Genomic DNA, 25,053 nt, shown 5'->3' on the forward strand with positions numbered 1-25,053 from the left:
CATGGGGCATTGGGTGTTAGAAAACGACAAATGACTAATGACGAATTTGCACCAAATAGCCACAACGATGTTCGCCATCAATAATCCAGTGGGTGCGTTCTACGGTACAATCAGGTAAGACGGCTGCAAACATTTCTAATTCGTGACCACAAATGCTGGGGAAAGACTCGGCAACGTTGGAAATAGCGCAGTTATGCTCCATTAAGATAAAGCGATCGCACTCAAAGCTGTCATTGACATCAACCGGGTGATATTCTGCCATGAAGCCTTCCGCTTTTCTCAACTCTACTAAGTTGGCTACACGTTCTCGCAGTGAACCGTTACCGACGCGATCGCGGTATTCTAAAGCTTTGCGCTGCCACTGTTTCTCTAAAATCGATTTAAATTGGTCATGTCCTACCGTTTCGGCTAAGGTGTCTAGCAGCGAAACCGCAAAATTTCCGTGGCCATCACCAAAGCGATCGCTCATGGTTCGATGCAAGCGATCGCGTCCTTGACGACTCAGTTGATAAAGGTGCTGCGGCCGCCCCATACCCGCCGCCTGCATTGATGTCGAATACAAAACTAGCTCCTCCGTCTCCAAGTCCTTGAGGTGGCGACGAATCGCTTGGGGGGTAACGTCTAAAACTTCAGCTAGCTCCAAAGCCGTTGCTTTTTCGTGTCTGTGCAGATACTCAAGGATATCTTGCTTGGTTGAGGACTGGTGGGTAGTCGCCATCTTATGGTTGGTGCGAGGCGTTCAGCGAACGTTCCAAAAATTTCTTTGAAAATTTGACTTTGACAACATTGTTGTTGTTAATCTAGCGTAAAATGAAGATAGGTTAAACAACAAAGCTGTTGTTTTAGTCTCCACCACTATTCTAGCAGCCGTGTAACCATTGCGTAACCTGATATGGGAATCGACTAAAGATAAAGTCCGTCTCCAATCCTAAAAGAGTTCAGAACACGAGAGATTATTACTGATGAGTGCCACTGTCAAAACCTTAGTCAACCAACCCTACAAGTACGGCTTTATTACTGATATTGAAGCCGACACTATTCCGCGTGGACTAGATGAGGACGTTGTTCGCTTGATCTCCTCTAAGAAGAACGAGCCACAGTTCATGCTGGACTTTCGCCTCCGGGCTTATCGCCAGTGGCAAAAAATGACGGAACCAACTTGGCCGAATGTCAAGTATCCGCCAATAAATTATCAGGATATCATTTATTACTCAGCGCCAAAACGTAAGAAAGAAAAACTAAACAGCTTGGACGAAGTTGATCCAACCCTTTTAGAAACTTTCGAGAAGTTAGGCATTTCCCTATCTGAACAGAAGCGATTGGCAAATGTCGCCGTCGATGCGATTTTCGATAGCGTCTCTGTCGCTACTACATTTAAAGAAAAGCTAGCGGAAGATGGCGTTATTTTCTGCTCCTTTTCAGAAGCGATGCAAGAACACCCAGAACTAATCAAAAAATACCTGGGTAGCGTTGTTCCTATCGCTGATAATTATTTTGCCGCCTTGAACGCCGCCGTATTTAGCGATGGTTCTTTTGTCTATATTCCTAAAGGCGTAAAATGCCCAATGGAACTGTCTACCTACTTCCGCATCAACTCTGGTGATACGGGACAATTTGAGCGGACTTTGATTGTCGCTGAAGAAGGTAGTTATGTTTCTTACCTTGAAGGTTGTACCGCACCGATGTATGACAGCAACCAGTTACACGCCGCCGTCGTGGAACTCGTCGCCCTTGATAACGCTGAAATAAAATACTCTACCGTGCAAAACTGGTACGCCGGAGATGCTAACGGTAAAGGCGGTATTTACAACTTTGTCACCAAGCGCGGTTTGTGTCAGGGTGTAAATTCCAAGATTTCCTGGACTCAAGTAGAAACAGGTTCGGCAATTACTTGGAAATATCCTAGCTGTGTGTTGGTGGGTGATAACTCTGTGGGTGAGTTTTACTCGGTAGCGCTGACAAATCATAAGCAGCAAGCCGATACTGGCAGCAAGATGATTCACGTAGGTAAGAATACTCGTAGTACAATTATTTCTAAGGGAATCTCCGCAGGTAATTCTAGTAATAGTTACCGGGGTTTGGTGAAAGTTAACCCGACAGCGAAAGGGGCAAGAAATTATTCTCAGTGTGACTCGATGCTAATTGGGGATAATGCCCATGCGAATACTTTCCCTTATATTCAGGTGCAAAATAACGGTGCGAAGGTGGAGCATGAAGCTTCTACTTCTAAGATTGGGGAAGATCAGTTATTTTACTTTGCTCAACGGGGTATTTCTTCTGAAGATGCTATTTCGATGATGATTAGCGGCTTCTGTAAGGATGTTTTCAATCAGCTACCGATGGAGTTTGCTGTGGAAGCTGATAAGTTGTTGAGTTTGAAGTTGGAAGGCAGTGTTGGATAAATGGAAGCAAGGATAAACACAGGGACATCGGCTTTCTGTGTTTATCTTTTGGAAGAATGACGAACCGCAGAGGCGCAGAGAGCGCAGAGAGAGAAGAGAGAAGATGATTATTGAAAATAGTGAAGTTGTGCTGTCGGTTAGGAATCTGACGGCTAATGTTGATGGGACACCGATTCTTAAGGGTGTGAATCTGGAGGTGCGATCGGGTGAGATTCATGCGATTATGGGGCCGAATGGTTCTGGTAAGAGTACTTTTTCTAAGGTGTTGGCTGGGCATCCGGCGTATGAGGTGACTGGCGGTGAGGTGATTTTCCAGGGGCAAAATTTACTGGAGTTGGAACCGGAGGAACGCGCTAGAAGTGGTGTGTTTTTGGCGTTTCAGTATCCGTTAGAAATTCCGGGTGTAAGCAATTTGGATTTCTTGCGGGTGGCGTACAATTCTCGTCGCAAGGCGCAAGGTTTAGAGGAAATAGACGCTTTTGATTTTGACGATTTGATTGAGGAAAAGCTGGATGTGGTGAAGATGAATCCCAGTTTTCTCAGTCGGAGTTTGAATGAAGGCTTTTCTGGTGGCGAGAAGAAGCGGAATGAAATTCTGCAAATGGCACTGCTGGAACCGAAACTAGGAATTTTGGATGAGACTGATTCGGGTTTGGATATTGACGCGCTCAGAATTGTGGCGAATGGGGTAAATCAACTGGCAACTCCAGAAAATTCGACAATTTTGATTACTCACTACCAACGGTTACTCGATTATATTGTGCCTGATTTTGTGCATGTGATGGCACAGGGGCAGATTATTACCAGTGGTGGTAAAGAACTGGCGTTGGAATTAGAGTCTCGCGGTTATGACTGGGTACTGGCAGAATTCGCAGCTGCTGAGGTGGGTGTGTAATGAGTATTCAAGTATCTCCTAGTGCAATACCTAATTCCAATGTAGTTAGTTTGGCATCGATGTTAGATAGAGATGATTATCTGACTGGGTTGTTAAATCAAGTAACGGCAACGAAAACAGAAGGTTGGTTGCAGGAATTACGCCAAAGTGCTGCTAATTGGGTACGCCACTCGATTATCCCCACTACCCGCGAGGAAGAATGGCGGTTTACTGATTTGTCGTCTCTGCGAAAGGTGCAATTTAATGTAGAGACGCGAAAATTCGCGTCTTTGCAATTTGATATTTTGCCAGAGGCGGCTAATAGTCGTTTGGTTTTTGTTAATGGCGTTTTTGCGCCGGAGTTATCCGCAGTTTCAGATTTACCATCTGGAATTGTGGTGAGTAATTTGGCTGGTTTGTCTGCGGTTGAGCAGGAGGGTGTACGGCAGTATTTAGCTCAAGCGGAGGGAGCGCAGGAAGTTTTTACTGCTCTCAATACGGCTGGAATAACTGATGCTGCTGTGGTGTGGGTAAAGAAGAATGTGGTGGTTGAAACGCTAATTCATTTGGTGTTTGTTGCGGTTGCGGGGGAGACTGCGACGATTTCACAGCCGCGTTGTTTGGTGGTGGCGGAAAGTGGTTCTCAGGTGAGGTTGGTTGAGGAGTATACGAACCGCCAAGCCGCCAAGAGCGCGGAGGACGGAGTATATTTTACTAATGCGGTTACGGAAATTTGGGTTGGTGACAATGCCCAAGTGAGTCACACTAGGGTTGAGCGAGAAGGTGCAGAGGCTTTTCATATTGGGAAGACTGCGATCGCACAAGCTCGTGATAGTCGATATACTTGTCATGCCATAACTTTAGGTGCTAAGTTGTCGCGGCATAATTTGGAAGTTTTGCAAACTGGTGAGCAGACGGAAACTACTCTCAATGGGTTGACGGTAATTTCTGGTAAACAGTTGTCTGATACTCACAGTGCGATCGCACTTAACTATCCTCATGGTACAACTGACCAATTGCATAAATGTATTGTAGGCGATCGCGCTCATGCGGTGTTCAATGGTAAAGTTCTTGTACCCAAACCAGCACAGTTGACAAATGCAGCCCAGTTGAATCGTAATTTGCTACTATCATCGAAAGCCAGAATTGATACCAAACCCCAATTAGAAATTACAGCAGATAATGTCAAATGCGCTCACGGTGCTACCGTTAGCCAATTGGAAGATGACGAAATATTCTATCTGCAAAGTCGGGGAATTGATGAAAACGATGCTCGGAAGTTGTTAATTAACGCCTTCGCTGCTGAAGTTATCAACAAAATACCAGTTTCTTCTCTGCGAGAAATCCTTTTAAACACAGTGAATAATCTCAAGTCCCTGACTAATGAGTAATAACGTAATCTACCAATGACTTTTACTCCTACCAAAACCCTTGCTGATAAAGTTCGCGCTGACTTCCCGATATTGCATCAGGAAGTCAACGGTAAACCTCTGGTTTATCTTGATAATGCGGCGACATCGCAAAAGCCTTTGTTTGTATTAAATACCCTACGGGATTATTACGAGCAATATAATGCTAACGTGCATCGCGGTGCCCATACCCTGAGTGCTAAAGCTACCGATGCTTATGAAGGTACTAGAGATAAAATTGCCAAGTTCATCAATGCGGCATCGCGTCAGGAAATTGTCTACACCCGTAACGCAACCGAGGCGATTAACTTAGTAGCCTACAGTTGGGGAATGAATAATTTACAGCCGGGGGATGAAATTATTCTCTCGGTGATGGAACACCACAGTAATATTGTACCTTGGCAATTGGTGGCGCAAAAGACGGGTGCAGTCCTGAAATTTGTGGAATTGACACCAGAAGAAACTTTTGATTTTGAGCAGTTCAAAACGCTGATTTCTGACAAAACTAAGTTGGTGTCAGTGGTGCATATTTCTAATACTTTGGGTTGCATAAATCCAGTGGCAGAAATTGCTGCGATCGCACACAAATATGGTGCTAAATTCTTAGTTGATGCTTGCCAGAGTGTTCCCCACTATCCTGTTGATGTGCAGAAGATAGATTGTGATTGGTTGGTAGCATCTGGTCATAAAATGTGCGCTCCAACTGGGATAGGATTTCTGTATGGCAAGTTAGAATTGTTAGAATCAATGCCACCATTTTTTGGTGGTGGTGAGATGATTGCAGAGGTGTATTTAGACCATTCCACCTACGCAGAATTACCCCATAAATTTGAAGCTGGTACACCTGCAATTGGAGAAGCGATCGCACTTGGTGCTGCGATCGATTATCTTAGCAGTATCGGCATGGATAAAATCCACGCCTACGAAGCAGAATTAACAGCTTATTTGTTCCAACAATTAGAGCAAATTCCCCAAATTAGAATTTACGGCCCCAAACCAAATGCAAAAGGTGAAGGGAGAGCCGCTCTTGCATCATTCACAGCCGGAGAAGTCCACGCTAACGACTTATCTACATTATTAGATCAAGAAGGCGTTGCCATCCGTTCTGGACACCATTGTACTCAACCATTACACCGCTACTTAGGTCTTGCCGCAACCGCACGAGCAAGTCTATCTTTCTACAACACCCGCGAAGAAATTGATATTTTCATCAAAGCACTGAAAGAAACTCTGGACTTTTTTGCAGGTTTCCTTGCTTAAAGTTACAAAATATTCAGAAACTAATTGTGCCAAATATCAGCAACATATCTTGCTAATAATTGGCACAATTTAATTATCTGGATTATTTACAGGAGAAACTAAAGTGTCATACAGTGACTTTACTTTAGACAGAGTTAGAAAAACTTTTGGTCTAACTATTTCTGATAAAGTTGATATATTTGCATCTGTACATGAAGTAGAGTGTCCACCATTACTTGAAGAACTATTGCGGGAAAATGTACCTTTAGCCCTTGCTAGTAATACAGAAAAATCTCGTTCAGAGATGATTATTGCACCTATTTTAATTGCTGTAAGAAAATATTTAAATAATCAAATAAGTTTATTTTCTGGTATTGATTTTACAGTTGATTCAGCACAAGGTTTAAATGGAAATTGCGATTTTATTATTAGCCGTTCACCAGAACTATTAATTCTCAATGCACCAGTTATCACAATTGTAGAAGCTAAAAAAGAAAATATCAACGCAGGATTAGGTCAGTGTGTCGCCGAGATGTTAGCAGCTAAATTGTTTAATGAACGTGAGGGTAATAACATTCAGACAATTTATGGAACTGTCACCACTGGAACTAACTGGAAGTTTTTGAGACTCATTGGGCAAGTGATTGAAATCGACTTGAGCGAGTATTATATTAATGACATAGGTAAAATTATCGGGATTTTATCTAATATCCTGACAGAAGAAGTATTTTAATATGCTTGTCAAGTCAACGCTTGCGGAACAAAGAACAGTCCTACACAACGTTAGCTGGGAAACCTTTGAAGCCTTACTGAGAGATACAGGTGAGCATAGAGGTTCTCGGTTTGCTTACGACTGCGGTATTTTAGAAATTATGACCCCACTTTTTGAACACGAAAACCCCAAAAGTAATTTTGGGAATTTTATTATTGCTTTAGCTGAAGAATTAGGAATTGAAGTGAGAAGTGCTGGTTCAACAACATTGAAGCGGAAAATATCAAAGCGGGGAATAGAACCAGATACTTGCTACTATATCCAAAATGAACTAGCTATTAGAGGTAAGGAAACTTTAGATTTAGAAAATGATCCTCCACCTGACTTAGCAATTGAGATTGACATTACCAGCAGTTCAGTTAACAAATTGGGGATTTATTCAGCGTTGGGTGTAACTGAACTTTGGAGATATGATGGGCAAAATTTAAAGTTTTATCAGTTAATAGAGGGGCAATATGCCGAGTGTAAGTTTAGTATTGCCTTTCCTATAGTATCGGTGAGTGAGATAAGCAGATTTATTGAGCAGAGTAAAAGTATGGGAGAAATTGCTTTGCTCAAATCATTTCGCGCTTGGGTGAGGGAGAAGATAGGATAATGGGGTCGGCAATGCAACCTTTTTGAGGAATAATTTAGTGTATCTTGCTCACAAATAATTCTATATCTTCTAAAGCTTGTGAGTAATTACTAATAGGAAGTTTAACATCACTGCTATCTGGCATTATATATTTAGACTGTTTGGGAAGCATAGACATAGGAATTCCAAGAGACGATGATACTTTACCTGATGTGTGGAAATCTTTTATGTCTGAAAAATAATAGTTTTCCCATTCCTTGCTAGAAGTTGGGGTATATTGACAAGGTGCAAATAATGAAGGCAATTTATTAAATTGCTCGTAGCAAAAATCAATTAGTTCTGTTCTTATAGAATAAAATGCTGTTGCAACTCCATCCTTAATTGTATAGTTATTAAAAACAAACTCGTAAATTACTGGCAATTTCAGTTTAAAGTGTTCTACTTGATTATTAAAAGTAATTATTCCATCAGCATACTGTCTTAAAGCAGCAGAAGGATATTTACCAAAAAGTAGCATAAAAAGACTTTTTATGCCTTCAAGAGAGCTAAAATCTGCCATCATTGGAACCACAATTTTATCTGAAGAAACTAGAGCCATTTGTGTATATATAGAAAAGCTGGGATTGCAATCTATAAAAACAACCATATCTTTATAAGTTTCACTATTATACTCATAGTCACATAACCTTCTTATAGCGGTCATGTATTCTGACCATGCCTTTATATTTGCTGGATTAATGACTGCATAGTTTAAAGCTAATGAAAGAGACTCTAAAAAAGAATCACCAGCTATTAAATATAAATTTTGCGAGATATGTTGATTGTAACGGTACACTTGAATCTGAAATGAACTATTAGGTTTTCGGAAGTTTGAGTTTCCCTTTAAAAGCCAATCTATAAACCCAACTATATTTTTTCTAGTAGCTGAAGATTGTAGCTTCTGATTTATTTGGTATCCTATTTTACCTCCTCCAAGCAAAAATTGAGAGATATTTGCTTGAGGACACATATCAATAACTAAAACTTGGGTTTTTGGGTTTTTTTCAGCATAAAGTGTTGCAGCGTTAGAACAAAGCGTTGTTTTCCCAACACCGCCTTTATTGTTGTAAAAGGCATAAATACTAATGCTCCTAGGTAAGTTCCTCAAATAAAAATGGTGAAATTAGCTAAGTACAAAATAGCATATAGTACAGACGAGCGCATTGCTTTTACTAAAACGCGATCGCACCCCACAAAATCAACTCAAAGAATCTGGATCTATCCCCAACCTTCGCAATTCTTGCGCCAGCCTGTCGGCGCGTTGTTCGGCAGCGATCGCCCGGTTCATCGTCAGAATCTGGCAGATCCTCGGCGGAGGGTAAGCAGTGCAATGGGTTGTAATTTAACATGGTCGGTGCGATCGCAAACTTATAATATTGATGATATCTATCCACCTCTGACTTTTTATTGCGATAATTCCCAAGGGGGATGCGCTCTCCACTGGTTAGTCAAAGGGGGATAGATGACACTCAAGCGGTTGGTTTTAATTTTTGTGCTAACGCCGATAGCAGTTCTGTTGGCAGTTTCGGCTTTATTCGGTAGTTGGCAAGAACCTCAATTTCAAAGTCGCCTGGAACTATACCAAACCAATATTGCTCTACAAGCCCAAGCTTGGCAATCTGAAGATAGCAGCGATGACAATTTCCAAGGGATTCGGGAAGCAATACTGGGTGAACAACCCATAGAAAGCGCCACAAAGCAATATCAAGAGGCGCGTCAATCAGTTCAAGCTAATTTGGACAAAGTTAACAACAAACTTGCCCAATTACGCTCTCAATTGGAAATAACTCCCACTCCTCCTAAACCTTTACCTGATATTCCTCCGACTACTAAAACTTCTAAAGAGGGAAAGCAACAGTTACAAAAGTCCCTCAAGCAACTACAAAAATTACTGGCTGAGTTAGACTTGCGCCTGGGAATATTACAAGCACAGCAAGGACAAACGGATACAGCCCTCAAAACTTGGAGCGAATTACAACAACGCTCAGATATCAATCCAGAATTTGGAGAAACCGCAGCTGTATTAAGTGGACTGTGGAGCAATCCTCCCCGTCTGCTCCAAAATGCTCAGGAACGGATTCAAAAGAATTTAGAAGGTTGGTTTCGCTCTACTGCTTTGGTTAAGCTATACCAACTCCAGCAACGACAAGATGCTTTATCAGCAGTTAAAGCTGCACAACAAGAAACTGCTGCTCAAGCAGTGTTGAAATTAGCGCTTATTGGTACTATTCCAACTTTTGCAGCTTTAATTGGTCTAATATTGCTGATTTTATTATTTGCTCAACGCTTGTTGAAAGGAAAAGCCTCATTACTAGCTCAAAATGCTGATATCCCTTGGTCAACGCCTTGGGATGGTGAAACGATTTTGCAGGTTTTTGTCGTCGGCTTTTTCTTCATGGGGCAAATCTTTGTGCCTTTAGTGCTATCGCTGATCCCTATCCCTCGTCCTGTCGCAGATGTGCGATTTCAAGCGTTTTATGTTCTAGTTAGTTACTTACTGGTAGCATCGGGTGCGCTGTTAGTATTGTATTTTTCTCTCAAGCCCTTTTTTCCGTTACCGGAATTTTGGTTTCGCTTCCGTTTTCAAGATAAGTGGTTTTTGTGGGGACTGGGAGGCTATTGTGCGGCTTTACCTATAGTTGTGGTGGTATCTTTGATTAATCAACAGCTATGGCAAGGACAGGGTGGTAGTAACCCTCTATTGCAACTGGCCCTAGAAAGCCAAGATGGTATAGCACTAGGCATATTTTTCTCCACAGCCGCGATCGCAGCTCCATTTTTTGAAGAAATTCTATTTCGTGGCTTTTTGTTACCCTCTCTAACTCGCTACTTACCCGTATGGGGATCGATTCTGATTAGTAGTTTGTTGTTTGCGATCGCTCACCTCAGTTTGTCGGAAATTCTTCCCCTGACCGCATTGGGGATCGTTTTAGGGGTAGTTTACACGCGATCGCGTAACCTATTTGCTCCTATGCTTCTCCATAGTCTCTGGAATAGTGGTACATTATTAAGTCTATTTGTATTAGGTAGTAATTAATACTATAGCTGTACTATTGCTAGAAAGAGAAATATCTGCTTTTATCTGCATAAGTAGAGACAATTTACTAGTGATAATTGCTTGTTAAGCATAAATACTAGCTGAAAACCTAATTAAGATAATGGTAGAAGCAAATCAAAGAATGCTCTTAACATAGACAACAAACTATCTAGTTAAGTATTTATTCCGATTTGGGTGATTTTAGCCAACAACCGATCTTGTCATTGGTGCAATGGCGTTTCATGCACGCGGGAAGCGCTCGTAAAAAACCCCGGAAATAATACTGATGGACTTGTAAAAAGTGGTGTAGCAGTATTTGCTGATTATTGAGGTTCATGATTCTCAAGATCAATGTCTTACCTGAAAATCTGCAAAGCTGCCGCACCAGGGTTTGCAACCATCCAATCCACCAAAATTTATTAAGGAGTGCCAGATTTTCAAACTATACCGGCAGACATTTTAGTGTCTCCTCTGGAAAGAAGAACGCTGATTTTAGTCGTTCGTCTTGGGGCTTACTTGTACTGAAAAAATTAAAAATCTATTTATTAAGCAAGTAAAGGTATTTTGTTTCTGAATTCTGACTTCTGAATTCTTGTTCAAACCTCACTTATCAAGGAGCAGCACTTAATATGTCAAATTTCAACCCCAGTCACCCTACCAAACAACTTCTAGCTGGTTACTGTGGCATTATCCTTGGAGGATTTGGGGTTCATAAATTTATTCTAGGATACGCTCCAGAAGGCTTTATCATGTTGGTAATTTCTGTAGTTGCGGGTTCTTTCACCTACGGCATTGCCTTGTTAATTATGGTACTTGTAGGTTTGATTGAAGGCATGATCTATTTGAATAAGTCCCCTGAAGAGTTTGTAAATACCTACTTTGTGAATAAGCAGAGCTGGTTCTAAAAACTTAATATTTAAGCTGATGTGCAGCTAAATTGCATAACACGAAAACGTAAAATTATTGTAGTGCGGGCTGAAAAGCCCGCGTCGCATATACAAATTAAATACGCAACAGCTTATTTGCTAAAAAATTCTGAATCGTATTGCTATGCTAACCATCAAACGTAAACAGTTAATCTGGATACTCTTCTTATTGTTGGGCTTTAGCTATTTCAGCGCTATGTCTAATTTGGAAATTCACAATTTTTGGAAAAGTCTGGTTGTCGTGATGCCAATGCAAGCTGGAGCGATCATTTATGTGACTTATTTACGCTGGAGCCGTCAGTGACCCTCAGCGAGGTACGATAAATTAAGAAATTTAATAGGGTTGACATACAGTCGTAGTTCCATATTTAGCCTACGCTCAAATTAGAGATGCTTTTAGTCAAGCGTTGAATTTCTGTAGCGAATCTAAATACTTGCCATGCAACTTGTCCCAAAAACTAAGCTAGTCCCAGAACTTGATCCAATCCTAGAGAAAATTATTCTCGATGTTGGGGGTATGAAGTGTGCTGGGTGTGTGAATGCAGTAGAACGACAGCTAACCCAACATCCAGGAGTTAAGAGTGCCTGTGTAAACCTGGCCACAGAGGTAGCAGTTGTAGAGTCAGAAACTGGTGCGGTAGATGCAGATGCACTAGCACAAAGACTAACAGCCGTTGGATTTCCCACTCAACCCCGGAAAGCTAGGGGTACAGTAGCAGGTGAGATATCTACTTTACCAGATCCAGCAGAACGACAACGCCGAGAAATGCAGTCTTCTTTAAGACAGTTAGCGATCGCTGTAATCTTGCTGTTATTGTCTGGAAGTGGACATTTTGGTAATCTTGGTAGCTCGGTGCTACCAATGCTAAATAACATCTGGTTTCACTGTGGACTGGCGACAGTGGCACTATTAATTCCCGGTCGCCCGATTTTAGTAGATGGCTGGTTGGGTTGGCGGCGAAATGCGCCTAACATGAACACCTTGATCGGATTGGGAACCCTAACAGCCTACATTGCTAGTTTAGTAGCGTTACTCTTTCCCCAAATGGGTTGGGAGTGTTTCTTTGACGAACCAGTAATGATGCTGGGCTTTATTCTCTTAGGAAGAACATTAGAGCAACAAGCTAGGGGTCGCGCGGCTGCCGCATTTAGGAAATTGTTAGCACTCCAGCCACAGGTAGCGCGATTGATTGCCAACCCAGAAAAAGGCGGAGTGGGATCTTCTAGTGTAGAGATTCCTGCTGAACAAGTGCGGGTTGGTGAATGGTTACAAGTGCTGCCAGGTGATAAAATTCCTGTCGATGGTGAAGTGGTGCTTGGTCAAACAACGGTGGATGAATCCATGTTGACTGGGGAAGCCGTGCCAGTAATTAAGCAGCCGGGAGATCCGGTGACAGGGGGGACACTCAACCAGTCAGGAGCGATCGCTATTCAGACAACCCGGACTGGAAGTGATACAACTCTAGCTCAAATTGTCGCTTTAGTAGAAGCCGCCCAAACTCGGAAAGCCCCAGTGCAAAAATTAGCTGATACAGTAGCTGGTTACTTTACCTACGGCGTGCTGACAGCATCTGTATTAACATTTGTCTTTTGGTACTTTTTTGGTACTCACATTTGGACTGATATCACCATGTCTAGTAACATGGAAATGATCAGCCACGCTACACATGAAGTTCCACACTCCCCTTTATTAATTAGTTTAAAACTGGCGATCGCAGTGATGGTAGTCGCCTGTCCCTGTGCTTTAGGACTTGCCACGCCAACAGCCATTCTTGTTGGGACTGCTATGGGCGCAGAACGGGGTTTGTTAATCAAAGGCGGCGATGTTTTAGAAAAAGTACACCAGTTAGACACCGTAGTTTTTGATAAAACTGGCACTCTGACCACAGGTAATCCCATCGTCACAGATTGTCTGTTAATTGAGGGATCGGGGACTGGGGACTGGGGACTGAGGACTAGGAATTCCCAATCTCTATTACAACTAGCAGCAGCTGTAGAAAGCGGTACTCACCACCCTCTAGCAAAAGCGATTCAGCAAGAAGCACTTAAGCAACAGTTATCTATTCCAGAGGCTGTGGACTTTCACACGGAACCGGGGCTAGGAGTATCTGCTGTGGTAGGGGGTACTGTTGTGCTGTTGGGTAACTGGGACTGGTTAAGCTGGCACGGTATTGCCATTAGTGAAACTGCACAACAGGCAGCACAGAATTTAGCAACAGATGGTAAAACAGTCGTTTGCATAGCAGTTGGGCGAACTTTAGCTGGGCTAATTGCTGTTTCTGATACCCTCAGACCAGATGCCCAATCCACTGTAGACAAATTGCGTCAGATGGGATTACGGGTAATGTTGCTCAGTGGCGATCGCCAAGAAGCAGCTAGCGCCATAGCCAAACAACTAGGATTAGACAGCGCTGATGTGATCGCGGGTGTTCCCCCAGCGAAAAAAGCGGCTGCAATCCAGTCTCTCCAGTTAGAAGGGACAAGGGGACAAGGAGACAAGGGGACAAAGAAAACTCCTAACTTCTCACTCCTCACTCAGCACTCAGTTGTCGCAATGGTAGGAGATGGAATCAACGATGCTCCAGCTTTATCCCAAGCAGATGTCGGAATTGCTTTGCACTCTGGGACAGATGTGGCTATGGAAACTGCTGAAATTGTCCTAATGCGCGATCGCTTAAACGATGTCGTCGAATCTATTCAGCTTAGTCGCGCCACCTTCAACAAAATCCGCCAAAATTTATTCTGGGCTTTTGCCTATAATACTGTTGGCATTCCTTTAGCAGCTGGTGTTTTGTTCCCTAGTCTGGGTTTTGTGCTTAACCCATCTGGTGCTGCTGCATTAATGGCTTTTAGCTCTGTTAGCGTCGTCACAAACTCAATATTATTACGGCGATTAGCTCATCACTCGTAAAATACTTTGCTGCACCTAAAATTTCCCAGCACAAATCTTAATTATTTCCATCTCAATTTGACAATTCGTAATTCGTAATTACTAAATTATGCTCTCTACGAGACGCTACGCATAGCTTGCTTAAAAGCAGTGCGTAGCGGATTCGCTAAATCCTCAACCATAAGGTTAGAGACTCTAACCTTTTTTTAATTACGAATTACGAATTAGTAATTATTCGTTAAACTGAGTCGCTATTCAGGTTTTATGCAGATTACAAAGCTTGTTGAGACACCTACAAAAGCTATCATAGCTACTGGAGTAGAACGACCAAGTTCTACTCTTTCAAGGTATTATGCAATTTTAAAGCTTATTTAGATTAGCACCAGACGCTTATGGTGCGTGAAAATGGCAAAATACGATCCTAAACAAATCTTGTTAAATCATAGTTCCATCGATTTGTCAATGGCAGCAGAAAATAATGAAAACCATCTACTGATTATTGAAGACGATCAAGGTCGCAAAGAATTTTCTCTAGAGCAACCCGTCTACTCTATTGGTAGAGATCGCGAGTGTAATATCCGTTTGATGTCGCAGTTTGTCTCCCGCCGCCATGCCACATTAGTAAGATTGCCACGAGAGCATAATAGTCATAGCTACTATTACCGGATTGTAGATGGCGATGCCAAAGGTAAGGCAAGTTCCAACGGTTTGATGATTAATGGACGTAAGATACCAAACCACGATCTCAGAAATGAAGACGAAATCGTTTTTGGACCTCAAGTTCGTGCCATTTATTACCTTTTAAAAAACACTCAGCGCTTGGGACAAACGGATTCGAGCGAGTACGATATTACACTAATAAACCCCGGAATGACCGAGGATCTGGAAGATTGAATTATAAGAGGATGTCTGAAAAGTTTTTTGTATACACCGAATGCTTAGAGATCCCCTTAAATCCACGCCAGATGCTCCACTTGGGGAGACCCCAAGACCGCAGTGGCTCGCCTTAAAAAGGGGGACTTTTACACTCTTATCCCCCCTTTTTTAAGGGGGGTTAGGGGGGATCAATAAATATTTGATACTTCTCAGACATCCTCTAAGTACCAATCACAGTCTGACACTCTCACGGCTTAAAGCCGTGGAATTGTCAATTCAATTACCAAAGTTATCCTGCAAGACTTTCAATCAAATGCCAATGGCGGCTACTTTCAATCGCCTGCTTGATAAATTCAAACATTTGTCGGCAGTAATTATCTAGTTGAAGTGGTAGTTCTTCATTTTTAATCACAATACTCATCCGGGTTTCCGTTTCAGTAGATTTTGATTTATCAATCAGTACTTCTACTGCGATCAATTTAGGAAAAGGAACATTACCACCAGGAATTTGACGAGCGATAATGTAATCGCCCGTGTGGTATTGAATATCCAACTGACAGTCCTGTAGAAGTTCTACAAGTAACGGCAACAGATGGTCACTAGGAACAGAAAGAAGAAACGAACAGGTATAGCGAGCCATAATAGCCCCACGCCTTGCAACACTCTGTCCATCCTATAATACCGAAGCATCTAAACAGAAAGTCATTCAAATATTTACGCCCGATCCAGTTGCATCTGTTCTATCCACAAAGAAAGTTTTGTAGGTTCAAAGTTCGACCAAAAACTTTACAATAAGGGTTTGGCTGAGGTAGAAAATGAATGAAAGTAGCAATTACTGGAGCAACAGGATTTGTCGGTAGTCTTTTAGTGAAACGACTCCAAGCAAAAAATCATCAAATAGTAGTATTAACTCGGAATACTGCTTTTGCTAAAAAGGTTTTTCCATCTGAGGCTTTTCCAAATCTAGAAATTGTTGCCTATACACCAAATGCATCTGGTTCTTGGCAAAGTGTCATTGCTAGCTGTGATGGCGTAGTTAATCTGGCAGGAGAACCTATTGGTGAAGGACGCTGGACACCAGAACGAAAACAAGAAATCCTCAATAGCCGCAAGTTAGGCACACAAAAAATAGTTGAAGCAATTGCCAACGCTAACTCCAAACCAACCGTTTTAATTAACGCTTCGGCTATTGGCTACTACGGCACTAGTGAAACTGCAACCTTTGATGAAACAAGTCTATCTGGTAACGATTTTCTCGCCCAAGTCTGCCAAGCCTGGGAAGCCGAAGCGAGAAAAGTAAAAGATGCTGGTGTACGGCTGGTCATTCTGCGTTTTGGGGTTATTCTAGGCAATGGTGGTGCTTTAGGTAAAATGATTCCACCTTTCAAACTCTTTGCTGGTGGCCCCATTGGTAGTGGTCGCCAGTGGTTCTCATGGATTCACGTAGACGATGTAGTTAACTTGATTATGCAAGCTTTAACTAAACCAGAAATAGAAGGCGTATACAATGCCACTGCCCCTAACCCAGTGCGAATGGCAGATTTAAGTCAAACTTTGGGACAAGTAATGAATCGCCCTTCTTGGTTGCCTGTTCCGGGTTTTGCGATCGAAGCTCTTTTAGGAGACGGGGCTATAGTAGTTTTAGAAGGGCAGCAAGTCCTTCCCAAGCGGACTGTAGAAACAGGTTTTGAGTACAAATATCCTCATTTACAGTCAGCACTAAGACAAATTCTTACATAGAGTCAAAAAGGAGTAGGAAGATGGGGGAGATGGGGTAAGACGAGGGGAAAAATTAATAATCAATGCCCAATCCCCAATCCCCAATCCCCAATCCCTTTATTCTTGACTGGAGAGAAATTTTTTGGAAACCCAACTGATAATACCACTAAGAATTGCACCCCCCATGAGGATGCCGATCGCTGGGTTAAATACGGGTTGCCAGAGTTGATGCCACAAATCCAAACCCAAGTTTACTCCTACTGAATCACCGATCGCTGCGATCGCTAACCAAACAAAACCAAACAAAACTAAAAAAACATCTGCGACTAAAATCGTGTTTAGCCAATTTAACAATTTATCTTTCATCTATCCTTTTGTCTACTTGCCCAAAATCTTACGACTGCTAACTAAGTTACGGGTAAGTTAGAAGTGAGAATTCCCCACTTGAATTTAACTCCTCACTCCTGTAGAGACGCGATTAATCGCGTCTCTACTGCTAACTCTTAACTTCTCACTCTTCAAACAGCCAATTTTTGACTTTTTTCAAACTCTGCCAATCTGGTTTTCTACTTAAACCGTCTTCAATACTATTTTTTATTTCATCCTGCCACTCTTCATTGACAAAAATCAACTGTTGTGCTATGTCAATATGCTCCCGTAAACCTTTTTGACCGGTTTCCAGCATTGCTAAGGCGATATTGACTCTAGCTTGTGGGTCTTGTGGATTTAACTTAACTGCCTTCTGTGCAGCTTTGTAAGCCAAGTTAGGTTTGTTATCGAGTAGATACAACCACGCCAAACAAATCCAAGCAGCACTAGTTTTAGGAGCGCGATCGCACACTTCTTTAAATACAGGGATTAAAGAATCTACCGTTTCTCCTGCTTTATAACGTTCCAAACCTGTATCAAACAGGGATTCAACTGTATTAGTCATTGATCATTAGTCATTGGTTATTGGTCATTAGTCATTGGTCATTAGTCATTGATCATAGGCACGTGCAAATGATAAACGACAAATGACGAGGGACAAATGACAAATGACAATATTACACCCCAAATGACTTGCCGCAACCGCAAGTTTGGTTAGCATTGGGGTTGGTGAATTGAAAACCACCGCCAATCATGGCATCGCTGTAATCGAGCATTAAACCGTAGAGATATAACAGACTCTTAGGATCGCTAACAATTTTGAAGCCATCATAATCAAAAACTTCATCCTGTGGGGTGATCTTGCTAGTGTCTTCAAAGTCCATCATGTAAGACATCCCAGAACAGCCACCCTGACGGACTCCTACCCGTAAGCAGAAGTCTGTTCCTTGCTTGTCCCGGAGGGATTTTACCTGGTGCAATGCGGCTTCGCTCAACAGAATTCCGCGTTGTTGAGACTGAATTGCTTGTGTCATCTGCTTTTTTAACTCCTTAATTAGTCTAAGCTTTACCTAATATCGGCTGGTTAATGCCTCTGGGTTGCCCTTGGTGTTTTTGTATTCATTCTAGCGACTTAAATGTCGTTAGATGCCAAATTGTAAACACTCCGTTAAAAGCAGCCAAAGATTTTTATTCTAGAATTGATAGACTCAGTGTGTTTAGAGATTCGGTATTTTTGGAGTTCAAGTGTGGCGGCAGTCTGAGAAGCAACTATCTTTCAGGTGCAGCCATAAAAACCTAATCCGAGGCTAGCTATCCCCAAAGTTTACTTCCAAATTGCTTCTTTTGATTAACTTACTCTATGACAAGTTTTAATCGCTCTACCAGTCGTCGCTTGAAGAAATTAACTCAAATTCCTTCTGTATGGGAGGGCGATCGCCGTCCGTTGTCATCACCAAACCAGCATTCAGACTCCGAGGAAAAGGGAGAATGCATTCTTTGGGTAGATTACTCCCAAGGTATTGTGCGAGGAATGGACGTGGTAGCTTCAGATGTTGGCCCAGAAGCAATAGTTCGTACCTTAATGCGAGCAATGGAGCATCCCCACAGTCCGGCAAGACCTGCCAGACCCCAAAGAATTGTAGTCAAAGACCGTGAGATCCAATTTTACCTGCGGGGGGTGCTGCAAGATTTGGATATTGCCATTGATTACGCACCAGAACTGCCTTTAATTGACGAACTATTTCGCGGATTCGCTGACATTCTCGATAGTCAAACTCCCGACTTACCCCCACAGTATGCACAAATCTTGCGAGAGAAAGCATTTGCAATTTGGCAAGCAGCACCTTGGGAATTTTTGGAAGAACAGCAAATTTTGTCAATCGAAATTAATAAGTGGGATGTTGGCACACTCTACGCCTCAGTCATGGGAATGCTGGGAATGGAGTATGGAATTTTGTTTTATCGCTCAGAAGAGTCTTTAAAACAGTTTCGCACCGCAGTTTTACAAGATGTAGAATCAACGGAGCATCTAGAAGAATCGTTTCTCAAGCAAGATTGCCTGTTTCTCACCTTCGAGAGTGCTGATGAGGACGAAGATGAGGACGAAGACGAAGAAAGTGATTTGGCGGATCTGCCGTTATCAGAAATTGACCCAACTTTTGGTAATATCCATCCCTTAGAAGGATTACGGTCTGTTTTGTATGACGAAGAAGCACTAGTAATCTTCGTTGCGATCGAAAGCCTGATCCGCTTTATTCGCGATCACCGTCGCCAGTTTCATGAGGATATCTTCCCTAACCTCAGCCGTCGCTATCGTATTTCTCTGCCGCAGTCGGAAGAATCAACTAAATCTGTGGCTGTGACAGTCTCTACCATGCCGGAGTTAGCAGCAGAGTTAGAGGAGATGGCAGACTTTGATGACGATGACGAAGAAAGTGATAATCTTGACTCTGCGAATTTTCAATCATTGCAAGATGACTTGATACCGGAAGACTCTTTCCTTAGCTTAGGTGTAGTGTCCTGGGAAATGCTGGATCACCTCCGTAAGGGTGTAACCTACCATAAGGCTGGTGAAATCAAACAAGTGGGTGACGGTTTACCGGTAATTTTAATTCAAACTTCTCGGCCCAAAGCTAAGACTGTAATTGAAAGAATTGAAGCCGCAGGCGGACTGAAAGCAATTTGCTTTAATCCAGGTGCCGATGCTTTTGATGGCGATCGCTACGATCTGGGTTTATTGCAAACTCAAAATGAAGAATTATTCTTATTTGGTGAATTTTTAGATGAAGATCCGATTCATGTAGAAGCCCGAAAAAAATGGAATCAACGCTGTAAAAATACTAAGGGCTACTGTGGCTTAATCATTGCAAAAGGACTCACGGGAGCCTCCCGTGGCAATCCTCAGTTACGAGACATGATGGCTTTGTTTGAAACGCGATCGCTTTCACCTAAAGATTTGGGTATTGGCACTCTCCAACTTATGCCCAAACTTGAATTGGAATAGTTGCACTAATCGCCATAGTCCTTAATATCAGATTACGGCTATGAGAAATTAAGTTGATGTGTATTTGATTCACATATTGACAAAATTTAGCACTGAGGAACCAGTGTAACTATTGAATGTTAAGTCAAGTCCATAATACTTAGCCTTGATGTGCTTAGTACAGCACGGTGGAAATTTGCATACCTTTGACAATAGTATTTTGTCCCAAATCTTGTCAATTGATATGTTGGCTATATGTCGCCAAGCTGTACTATTACACACCCCTGATGATAGCTAACTTTAACTAAATTTCATGAAGTATCTATATTTCCAAAGCTTTTAGTAATTTCATTTGGATCTTTACCAGTATAAATCAGTACAAATAACTAGAGACTTATTTACGAAGTTTGTTTTAATTGAAAGTAGCCAATGTACTTCAATATCGAATCTTTTGTTAATAATTTTTTGAGTTTATGAGCTTGTTATGTATCAATATCATTAAGCAAAAGCTCATTTTCTCTATTTTTCTTTGTAATTTTTTTATAAAGTTTGAAATTAGCTTATTTAGTGTCTAAGTAAAGTTTCTTGAAAGAGGATAAATGATAGCTATAATGAATACACCTCAAAAAAATTAAACAGACAATCATTTGGATCGGTTCATTTACCAATTAATAATGGTTATAGTTTAAATCTTTTTTGTAGTAATTTACCTTTTAAGTTTTCGATATAAAAAAGCGGTTAATAGTGAGAATATTAGCGTAAAAATAGGCTGAAAATGATTCGTATTATATCTAGATAGATAAATACGATTAACTTCATGTAAACGCTGATTTTTAAATAACCTATATCGTTAAGAAGAGGAACAAAACATCTAAAAATTCATCCTATCTTTATGGTGAGTTAGTGTAAAAGCATGAAACAAAACTAAAATATTATTATGGACAACATTCATGTAAAACTATACCCAATTGGAAGTAATTTGCCTGTGTAAAATTACAGATAATGCTGTTAAACTTTAGCAACCAAAATGGCTCTTGATACTCAGAAAACTGAGTCCTATACCGTTTTTTCTGACCACAAGATTAACATGGAGAAGCAATCAACTTAATCGCCGTAAGCCAAAAGCCTTAAGCGTTCAAGCAGATATTAGCTTATTGATTACAACAATGGGTGTAAATGGATATTCGCTCTGGAGCGATAGCTTATTGGCCTACTTTTAAGTGATTGATCGCTACCTGTATATACCATCCTAAACCGCCTGTAAGCCATCATTTCAGCCTGATAATGATTCTAAAGCTTTATTCTCAGCAGCTATACCAGATGTTCTCACCAAGTGAGTTTAATAAATTTGGTTAAGAGGGAACGTTAAATGCTTTCCATAGAGAATAACTTTGGAAATATTGATTGAGTCAATAGTAGGTGTCTCAAATTTATTTATAAAATTTCATTGTCAGGCTTTACTGATGCTATTAGTAGGGTTATTATTTTTAAAAGCAACTATGTGCTGTTTTTGCTCTCAAGATAGTAACAAATAAAGTGTAGTTTTTTGATTTTTTTGGAAAATTATGAATGCTTTGACAAAACGACAATTTTTAATATTAATGGTATTACTTGTTTCCTGAGACAAACTCTGATAATCTTATCGGTTCACTCTTTACTTACAATCTTTCGATAATCTAAATATACAGCAAATAGCATGATAATGACAAATAAAAAATGGGCCGTAAAACGCATAACAGTTAATCTCGCAACACAGGAAGCGGAAAAGCTAGAAAAATATTGCCAACAAACAGGTAGACCGGCAACCGATGTGATTCGTGAACTGATTAGAAGTTTGCCTGTCTCCGAGGATGGCAAAGATATAAATAAGTAAGAACATACTTTCACTACTTACTAGATAACTGCTTTGCCACCAAAAAAATAGCTTTGATACTTTTTTGAGTGTGCCGCAATGGACAAGAATTTGTCTAGCTGATACAGACGCGTTGTTCTCGCGTCTGGTCAATTACCGGAACTAAAAGAAGTAATCAAACAAGTTTTAGTATCGACATTGCCATGCTTTAACATGCTGGTGGAGTTGATATTAAATAGCAAATTCCGACACCAACCCAGTTACAATCTGTAAAGAAACTGAAAAGGAACGACGGAATGCGTGTTGCAATCGTAGGTGCGGGACTGGCTGGACTAGCAACCGCAGTAGATTTAGCTGATGCTGGTTGTGAAATAGAGATTTTTGAGTCTCGTCCCTTTGTAGGTGGCAAAGTTGGTAGTTGGGTTGATGGAGATGGCAACCATGTAGAAATGGGTTTGCATGTATTTTTCGGGTGCTACTACCAACTATTTGACTTAATGAAGAAAGTAGGCGTGCTAGAAAACTTACGCCTAAAACAACATACCCACACTTTTATTAATAAAGGGGGGCGCACTGGTGGTTTGGATTTTCGCTTCTTTACAGGTGCGCCTTTCAATGGCTTAAAGGCATTTTTCACGACTTCTCAACTATCGTTGCAGGATAAACTGCAAAATGCGATCGCTTTGGGTACTAGTCCGATAGTTCGCGGATTGGTAGACTTTAATGGGGCGATGAAAACTATCCGCAACTTAGATAAAATTAGCTTTGCCGATTGGTTTCGCAGTCACGGTGGCAGTAATGGCAGCATTAAGCGCTTATGGAATCCCATCGCCTACGCATTGGGATTTATTGATTGCGAAAATATGTCTGCCCGTTGTATGTTAACGATATTCCAGTTATTTGCAGTCAGAACTGAAGCTTCAGTTCTGCGAATGCTAGAAGGTTCTCCATCTGAATATTTACACAAGCCCATTCTGGAATATTTGGAAGCTAGAGGGACTAAAGTTTACACCCGTCGGCAAGTTCGGGAAATTCAGTTTACAGAGTCAGCTGAACAAACCCGTGTCACTGGTATAGTAGTTGCCCAAGGTGATGCAGTAGAAACGATCGCTGCTGATGCTTACGTTTTTGCCTGTGATGTTCCAGGAATTCAACGCATCCTACCCCAGGAGTGGCGTAAGTGGTCAGAATTTGACAATATTTACAAACTGGATGCAGTGCCAGTGGCGACAGTGCAATTACGCTTCGATGGTTGGGTAACTGAACTGAACGATGGAGAGGAACGTAAACAGCTAAATCATGCGGCTGGAATCGATAATTTGCTGTATACAGCCGATGCTGACTTTTCTTGTTTTGCTGATTTGGCGTTGACTAGCCCTGCTGATTATTATCGCCCAGGACAGGGTTCATTGTTACAGCTAGTGCTGACACCGGGAGATCCGTTTATTGCCCAAAGCAATGAAGCGATCGCGCAGCATGTCCTCAAGCAAGTCCATGAACTCTTTCCCTCGTCGCGCGAGTTAAATATGACTTGGTACAGCGTGGTAAAACTTGCTCAGTCTCTCTATCGAGAAGCGCCAGGGATGGATGCGTACCGTCCCAACCAAAAAACACCAATAGATAATTTCTTCCTTGCAGGGAGTTATACTCAGCAAGATTACATCGACAGCATGGAAGGTGCTACTATTTCTGGACGGCGGGCGGCAAAAGTGATTTTGGAAAGTTTGAAGAAATAACTAACCGCAAAGGAAGAAGAGAGAATGTCAGATTGGTTAGAGCATACTGTGCAGGTAGAAGTAGAGGCTCCCATAGATTTAGTATGGAGCCTCTGGGCTGATTTGGAGCAAATGCCCCGGTGGATGAAGTGGATTGATTCTGTGAAAATTCCGCCAGATAATCCAGATATATCTCTTTGGAAACTTCGTGCTGGTGGCGGTCTGGAATTTACCTGGAAATCCCGAATTCTTAAAGTTATCCCAAACCAAATTATTCAATGGGAATCGATTGATGGTTTGCCGAATCAGGGAGCGATTCGCTTTTACGATCGCAACGGTAGTAGCATTGTCAAAATGAGCATTTCCTACGCTATCCCCGGCATTATTGGCAAAATTATGGATAACTTATTTTTAGGGCGCGTAGTTGAATCAACGATTCAAGCTGATTTGGAAAGGTTTAAAGAATACGCGCTGAATGTTAAAGCTAATTGATATAGATAGCAAAAATAGGCAGTAGGAAACAATCTGTAAAAGTTTCTTACTGTCTGAAGATAAAATATGTATTTTTTAAGGGTTGAAGAAGGTGTATTGCGAGTTCACTATCTAGAAATTTATTAGCATACACAAAATATTGTTTGGCAAATTAATCTTAATAGCTAAGAATTACTTCACTTTTACAGCACTTCCGGCAGCTATGAGGTACATCTTAAAGCTGAAAACCTTGACAGAATAGGGCAAAGGAGAAAAGCTGTATTGCATAATAGCCGGAAGCGCTGTAAATTTGACTATTCCACTAGGTAAACAGAGTAAGATTTCATATTAGGCAGGCTAATGATATCACCTTTTTTGTAAGCCATCGAATTATTTGAAGGAGGATTAATTTCTGTTAACAAGGTAACTAAGACAATTTCACCTTTATCATTAATTTTATGAACTCTTCCCTCAATCGTAAGTTCAGGATTGCTTTCTATAAATTTATCAGGCATTCCTGGAGACACGAGAGGAATGGTCTCAATAAACACTATTTCTCCTTTGATAGTTTCGCCAACCTGGAAACTATAATTATTCACTAGCTTCTTTGTATGATCAAACCTCTGAAATTTATGTTGTTGACTCATGATAAATTGTCCAAATAAATTTATAGGTCTACTGTAGTTCTTCACTTATCCCTAACCATTAAAGATAGTCAATGGTTTTGGCAATTTTTTAGGCTAGTGAGAATTACCAAGTGCGATCGCCCGATTTTATAGCTCAGGCACACACTGATAACTGAATATACAAATTGTCCAAGTAAAAAGAACCAGTAAGAATACATAAAAATACTATTTAGACTAAAAAACCTGCGATCGCAAAAATTGTGCAATATTAGTTACCACC

General features: G+C 41.3%; 24 protein-coding genes. 17 read left to right on the forward strand and 7 right to left on the reverse strand.

Annotated features, from left to right (window positions below; translation table 11 throughout):
• Positions 1 to 34: 34 nt before the first annotated feature.
• The gene (sufR, locus tag V7K38_RS23420) at positions 35 to 718 is read right to left on the reverse strand and encodes an iron-sulfur cluster biosynthesis transcriptional regulator SufR (protein WP_334861157.1); all 684 of its coding nucleotides are present in this window, start codon (positions 716 to 718) and stop codon (positions 35 to 37) included.
• A gap of 244 nt (positions 719 to 962) precedes the next feature.
• Between sufR and sufB the strand changes: the two genes are divergently transcribed.
• From sufB to V7K38_RS23450, 6 genes are all read left to right on the forward strand, one after another.
• Positions 963 to 2,402, forward strand: a complete 1,440-nt coding sequence (gene sufB / locus V7K38_RS23425; RefSeq protein WP_334861159.1) for a Fe-S cluster assembly protein SufB — start codon at positions 963 to 965, stop codon at positions 2,400 to 2,402.
• 103 nt (positions 2,403 to 2,505) lie between these two features.
• Positions 2,506 to 3,297: a Fe-S cluster assembly ATPase SufC gene (sufC, locus tag V7K38_RS23430; protein WP_334861161.1), complete on the forward strand. Its 792-nt coding sequence runs from the start codon at positions 2,506 to 2,508 to the stop codon at positions 3,295 to 3,297.
• Positions 3,297 to 4,667, forward strand: coding sequence for a Fe-S cluster assembly protein SufD (gene sufD / locus V7K38_RS23435; protein WP_334861163.1), 1,371 nt, complete (start codon positions 3,297 to 3,299; stop codon positions 4,665 to 4,667). Before sufC ends, sufD begins: the two co-directional genes overlap by 1 nt.
• A gap of 15 nt (positions 4,668 to 4,682) precedes the next feature.
• Positions 4,683 to 5,945, forward strand: coding sequence for a cysteine desulfurase (locus V7K38_RS23440; protein ID WP_334861165.1), 1,263 nt, complete (start codon positions 4,683 to 4,685; stop codon positions 5,943 to 5,945).
• A 103-nt stretch (positions 5,946 to 6,048) separates the two neighbouring features.
• Positions 6,049 to 6,657 (forward strand): hypothetical protein, encoded by a 609-nt coding sequence (locus V7K38_RS23445; RefSeq protein ID WP_334861167.1) that lies wholly within the window; start codon positions 6,049 to 6,051, stop codon positions 6,655 to 6,657.
• A 1-nt stretch (position 6,658) separates the two neighbouring features.
• Positions 6,659 to 7,291 carry a Uma2 family endonuclease gene (locus V7K38_RS23450; RefSeq protein WP_334861169.1) on the forward strand — a complete coding sequence of 211 codons (633 nt, stop codon included), beginning with the start codon at positions 6,659 to 6,661 and terminating at the stop codon, positions 7,289 to 7,291.
• A gap of 34 nt (positions 7,292 to 7,325) precedes the next feature.
• On the opposite strand, the gene V7K38_RS23455 is transcribed toward V7K38_RS23450, so the two are convergent.
• Entirely contained in the window at positions 7,326 to 8,417 is a 1,092-nt protein-coding gene (locus V7K38_RS23455) for a ParA family protein (RefSeq protein WP_334861171.1), read from the reverse strand.
• Positions 8,418 to 8,423: 6 nt separating this feature from the next.
• Between V7K38_RS23455 and V7K38_RS23460 the strand changes: the two genes are divergently transcribed.
• The 6 genes from V7K38_RS23460 (at position 8,424) to V7K38_RS23485 (ending at position 15,056) form a co-directional block, all read left to right on the forward strand.
• Positions 8,424 to 8,771, forward strand: a complete 348-nt coding sequence (locus V7K38_RS23460; RefSeq protein WP_334861215.1) for a hypothetical protein — start codon at positions 8,424 to 8,426, stop codon at positions 8,769 to 8,771.
• The gene (locus V7K38_RS23465) at positions 8,772 to 10,346 is read left to right on the forward strand and encodes a CPBP family intramembrane glutamic endopeptidase (protein ID WP_334861173.1); all 1,575 of its coding nucleotides are present in this window, start codon (positions 8,772 to 8,774) and stop codon (positions 10,344 to 10,346) included.
• 629 nt (positions 10,347 to 10,975) lie between these two features.
• Positions 10,976 to 11,251 carry a TM2 domain-containing protein gene (locus V7K38_RS23470; RefSeq protein ID WP_334861175.1) on the forward strand — a complete coding sequence of 92 codons (276 nt, stop codon included), beginning with the start codon at positions 10,976 to 10,978 and terminating at the stop codon, positions 11,249 to 11,251.
• A gap of 145 nt (positions 11,252 to 11,396) precedes the next feature.
• Entirely contained in the window at positions 11,397 to 11,576 is a 180-nt protein-coding gene (locus V7K38_RS23475; RefSeq protein WP_334861177.1) for a hypothetical protein, read from the forward strand.
• Positions 11,577 to 11,711: 135 nt separating this feature from the next.
• Complete coding sequence (locus V7K38_RS23480; RefSeq protein ID WP_334861179.1) at positions 11,712 to 14,183, forward strand: heavy metal translocating P-type ATPase; 2,472 nt, start codon at positions 11,712 to 11,714, stop codon at positions 14,181 to 14,183.
• A gap of 384 nt (positions 14,184 to 14,567) precedes the next feature.
• Positions 14,568 to 15,056 (forward strand): FHA domain-containing protein, encoded by a 489-nt coding sequence (locus tag V7K38_RS23485; RefSeq protein ID WP_334861181.1) that lies wholly within the window; start codon positions 14,568 to 14,570, stop codon positions 15,054 to 15,056.
• Positions 15,057 to 15,327: 271 nt separating this feature from the next.
• Here the strand turns inward: V7K38_RS23485 and V7K38_RS23490 are convergent, their stop codons facing one another.
• A complete protein-coding gene (locus V7K38_RS23490) occupies positions 15,328 to 15,678 on the reverse strand; it encodes a hypothetical protein (protein ID WP_334861183.1) in 351 nt (116 codons plus the stop codon).
• Positions 15,679 to 15,857: 179 nt separating this feature from the next.
• Between V7K38_RS23490 and thyD the strand changes: the two genes are divergently transcribed.
• Positions 15,858 to 16,778: a thylakoid membrane protein ThyD gene (gene thyD, locus V7K38_RS23495; RefSeq protein ID WP_334861185.1), complete on the forward strand. Its 921-nt coding sequence runs from the start codon at positions 15,858 to 15,860 to the stop codon at positions 16,776 to 16,778.
• Between the two features lie 96 nt (positions 16,779 to 16,874).
• Here thyD and V7K38_RS23500 read toward each other — a convergent pair whose 3' ends face one another.
• The 3 genes from V7K38_RS23500 to V7K38_RS23510 form a co-directional block, all read right to left on the reverse strand.
• A complete protein-coding gene (locus V7K38_RS23500) occupies positions 16,875 to 17,123 on the reverse strand; it encodes a hypothetical protein (protein WP_179071888.1) in 249 nt (82 codons plus the stop codon).
• A gap of 145 nt (positions 17,124 to 17,268) precedes the next feature.
• The gene (locus tag V7K38_RS23505; protein ID WP_334861188.1) at positions 17,269 to 17,691 is read right to left on the reverse strand and encodes a tetratricopeptide repeat protein; all 423 of its coding nucleotides are present in this window, start codon (positions 17,689 to 17,691) and stop codon (positions 17,269 to 17,271) included.
• A gap of 112 nt (positions 17,692 to 17,803) precedes the next feature.
• A complete protein-coding gene (locus V7K38_RS23510; protein WP_094330260.1) occupies positions 17,804 to 18,160 on the reverse strand; it encodes an iron-sulfur cluster assembly accessory protein in 357 nt (118 codons plus the stop codon).
• Between the two features lie 326 nt (positions 18,161 to 18,486).
• Here V7K38_RS23510 and V7K38_RS23515 point away from each other — a divergent pair, with 326 nt between their 5' ends.
• From V7K38_RS23515 to V7K38_RS23530, 4 genes are all read left to right on the forward strand, one after another.
• Positions 18,487 to 20,130, forward strand: a complete 1,644-nt coding sequence (locus tag V7K38_RS23515) for a DUF6930 domain-containing protein (protein WP_334861190.1) — start codon at positions 18,487 to 18,489, stop codon at positions 20,128 to 20,130.
• A 1,675-nt stretch (positions 20,131 to 21,805) separates the two neighbouring features.
• Positions 21,806 to 21,982, forward strand: a complete 177-nt coding sequence (locus V7K38_RS23520; protein WP_322641006.1) for a CopG family transcriptional regulator — start codon at positions 21,806 to 21,808, stop codon at positions 21,980 to 21,982.
• 275 nt (positions 21,983 to 22,257) lie between these two features.
• Positions 22,258 to 23,697 carry a 9,9'-di-cis-zeta-carotene desaturase gene (gene zds, locus V7K38_RS23525; RefSeq protein WP_334861193.1) on the forward strand — a complete coding sequence of 480 codons (1,440 nt, stop codon included), beginning with the start codon at positions 22,258 to 22,260 and terminating at the stop codon, positions 23,695 to 23,697.
• Between the two features lie 24 nt (positions 23,698 to 23,721).
• Positions 23,722 to 24,168 carry an SRPBCC family protein gene (locus V7K38_RS23530; RefSeq protein ID WP_334861195.1) on the forward strand — a complete coding sequence of 149 codons (447 nt, stop codon included), beginning with the start codon at positions 23,722 to 23,724 and terminating at the stop codon, positions 24,166 to 24,168.
• A 293-nt stretch (positions 24,169 to 24,461) separates the two neighbouring features.
• Here V7K38_RS23530 and V7K38_RS23535 read toward each other — a convergent pair whose 3' ends face one another.
• On the reverse strand, positions 24,462 to 24,794 hold the full coding sequence (locus V7K38_RS23535) for a hypothetical protein (RefSeq protein ID WP_334861197.1): 333 nt from the start codon (positions 24,792 to 24,794) through the stop codon (positions 24,462 to 24,464).
• Positions 24,795 to 25,053: the final 259 nt, after the last annotated feature.

Source organism: Nostoc sp. (assembly GCF_036917465.1).
Taxonomy (GTDB): Bacteria; Cyanobacteriota; Cyanobacteriia; order Cyanobacteriales; family Nostocaceae; genus Nostoc.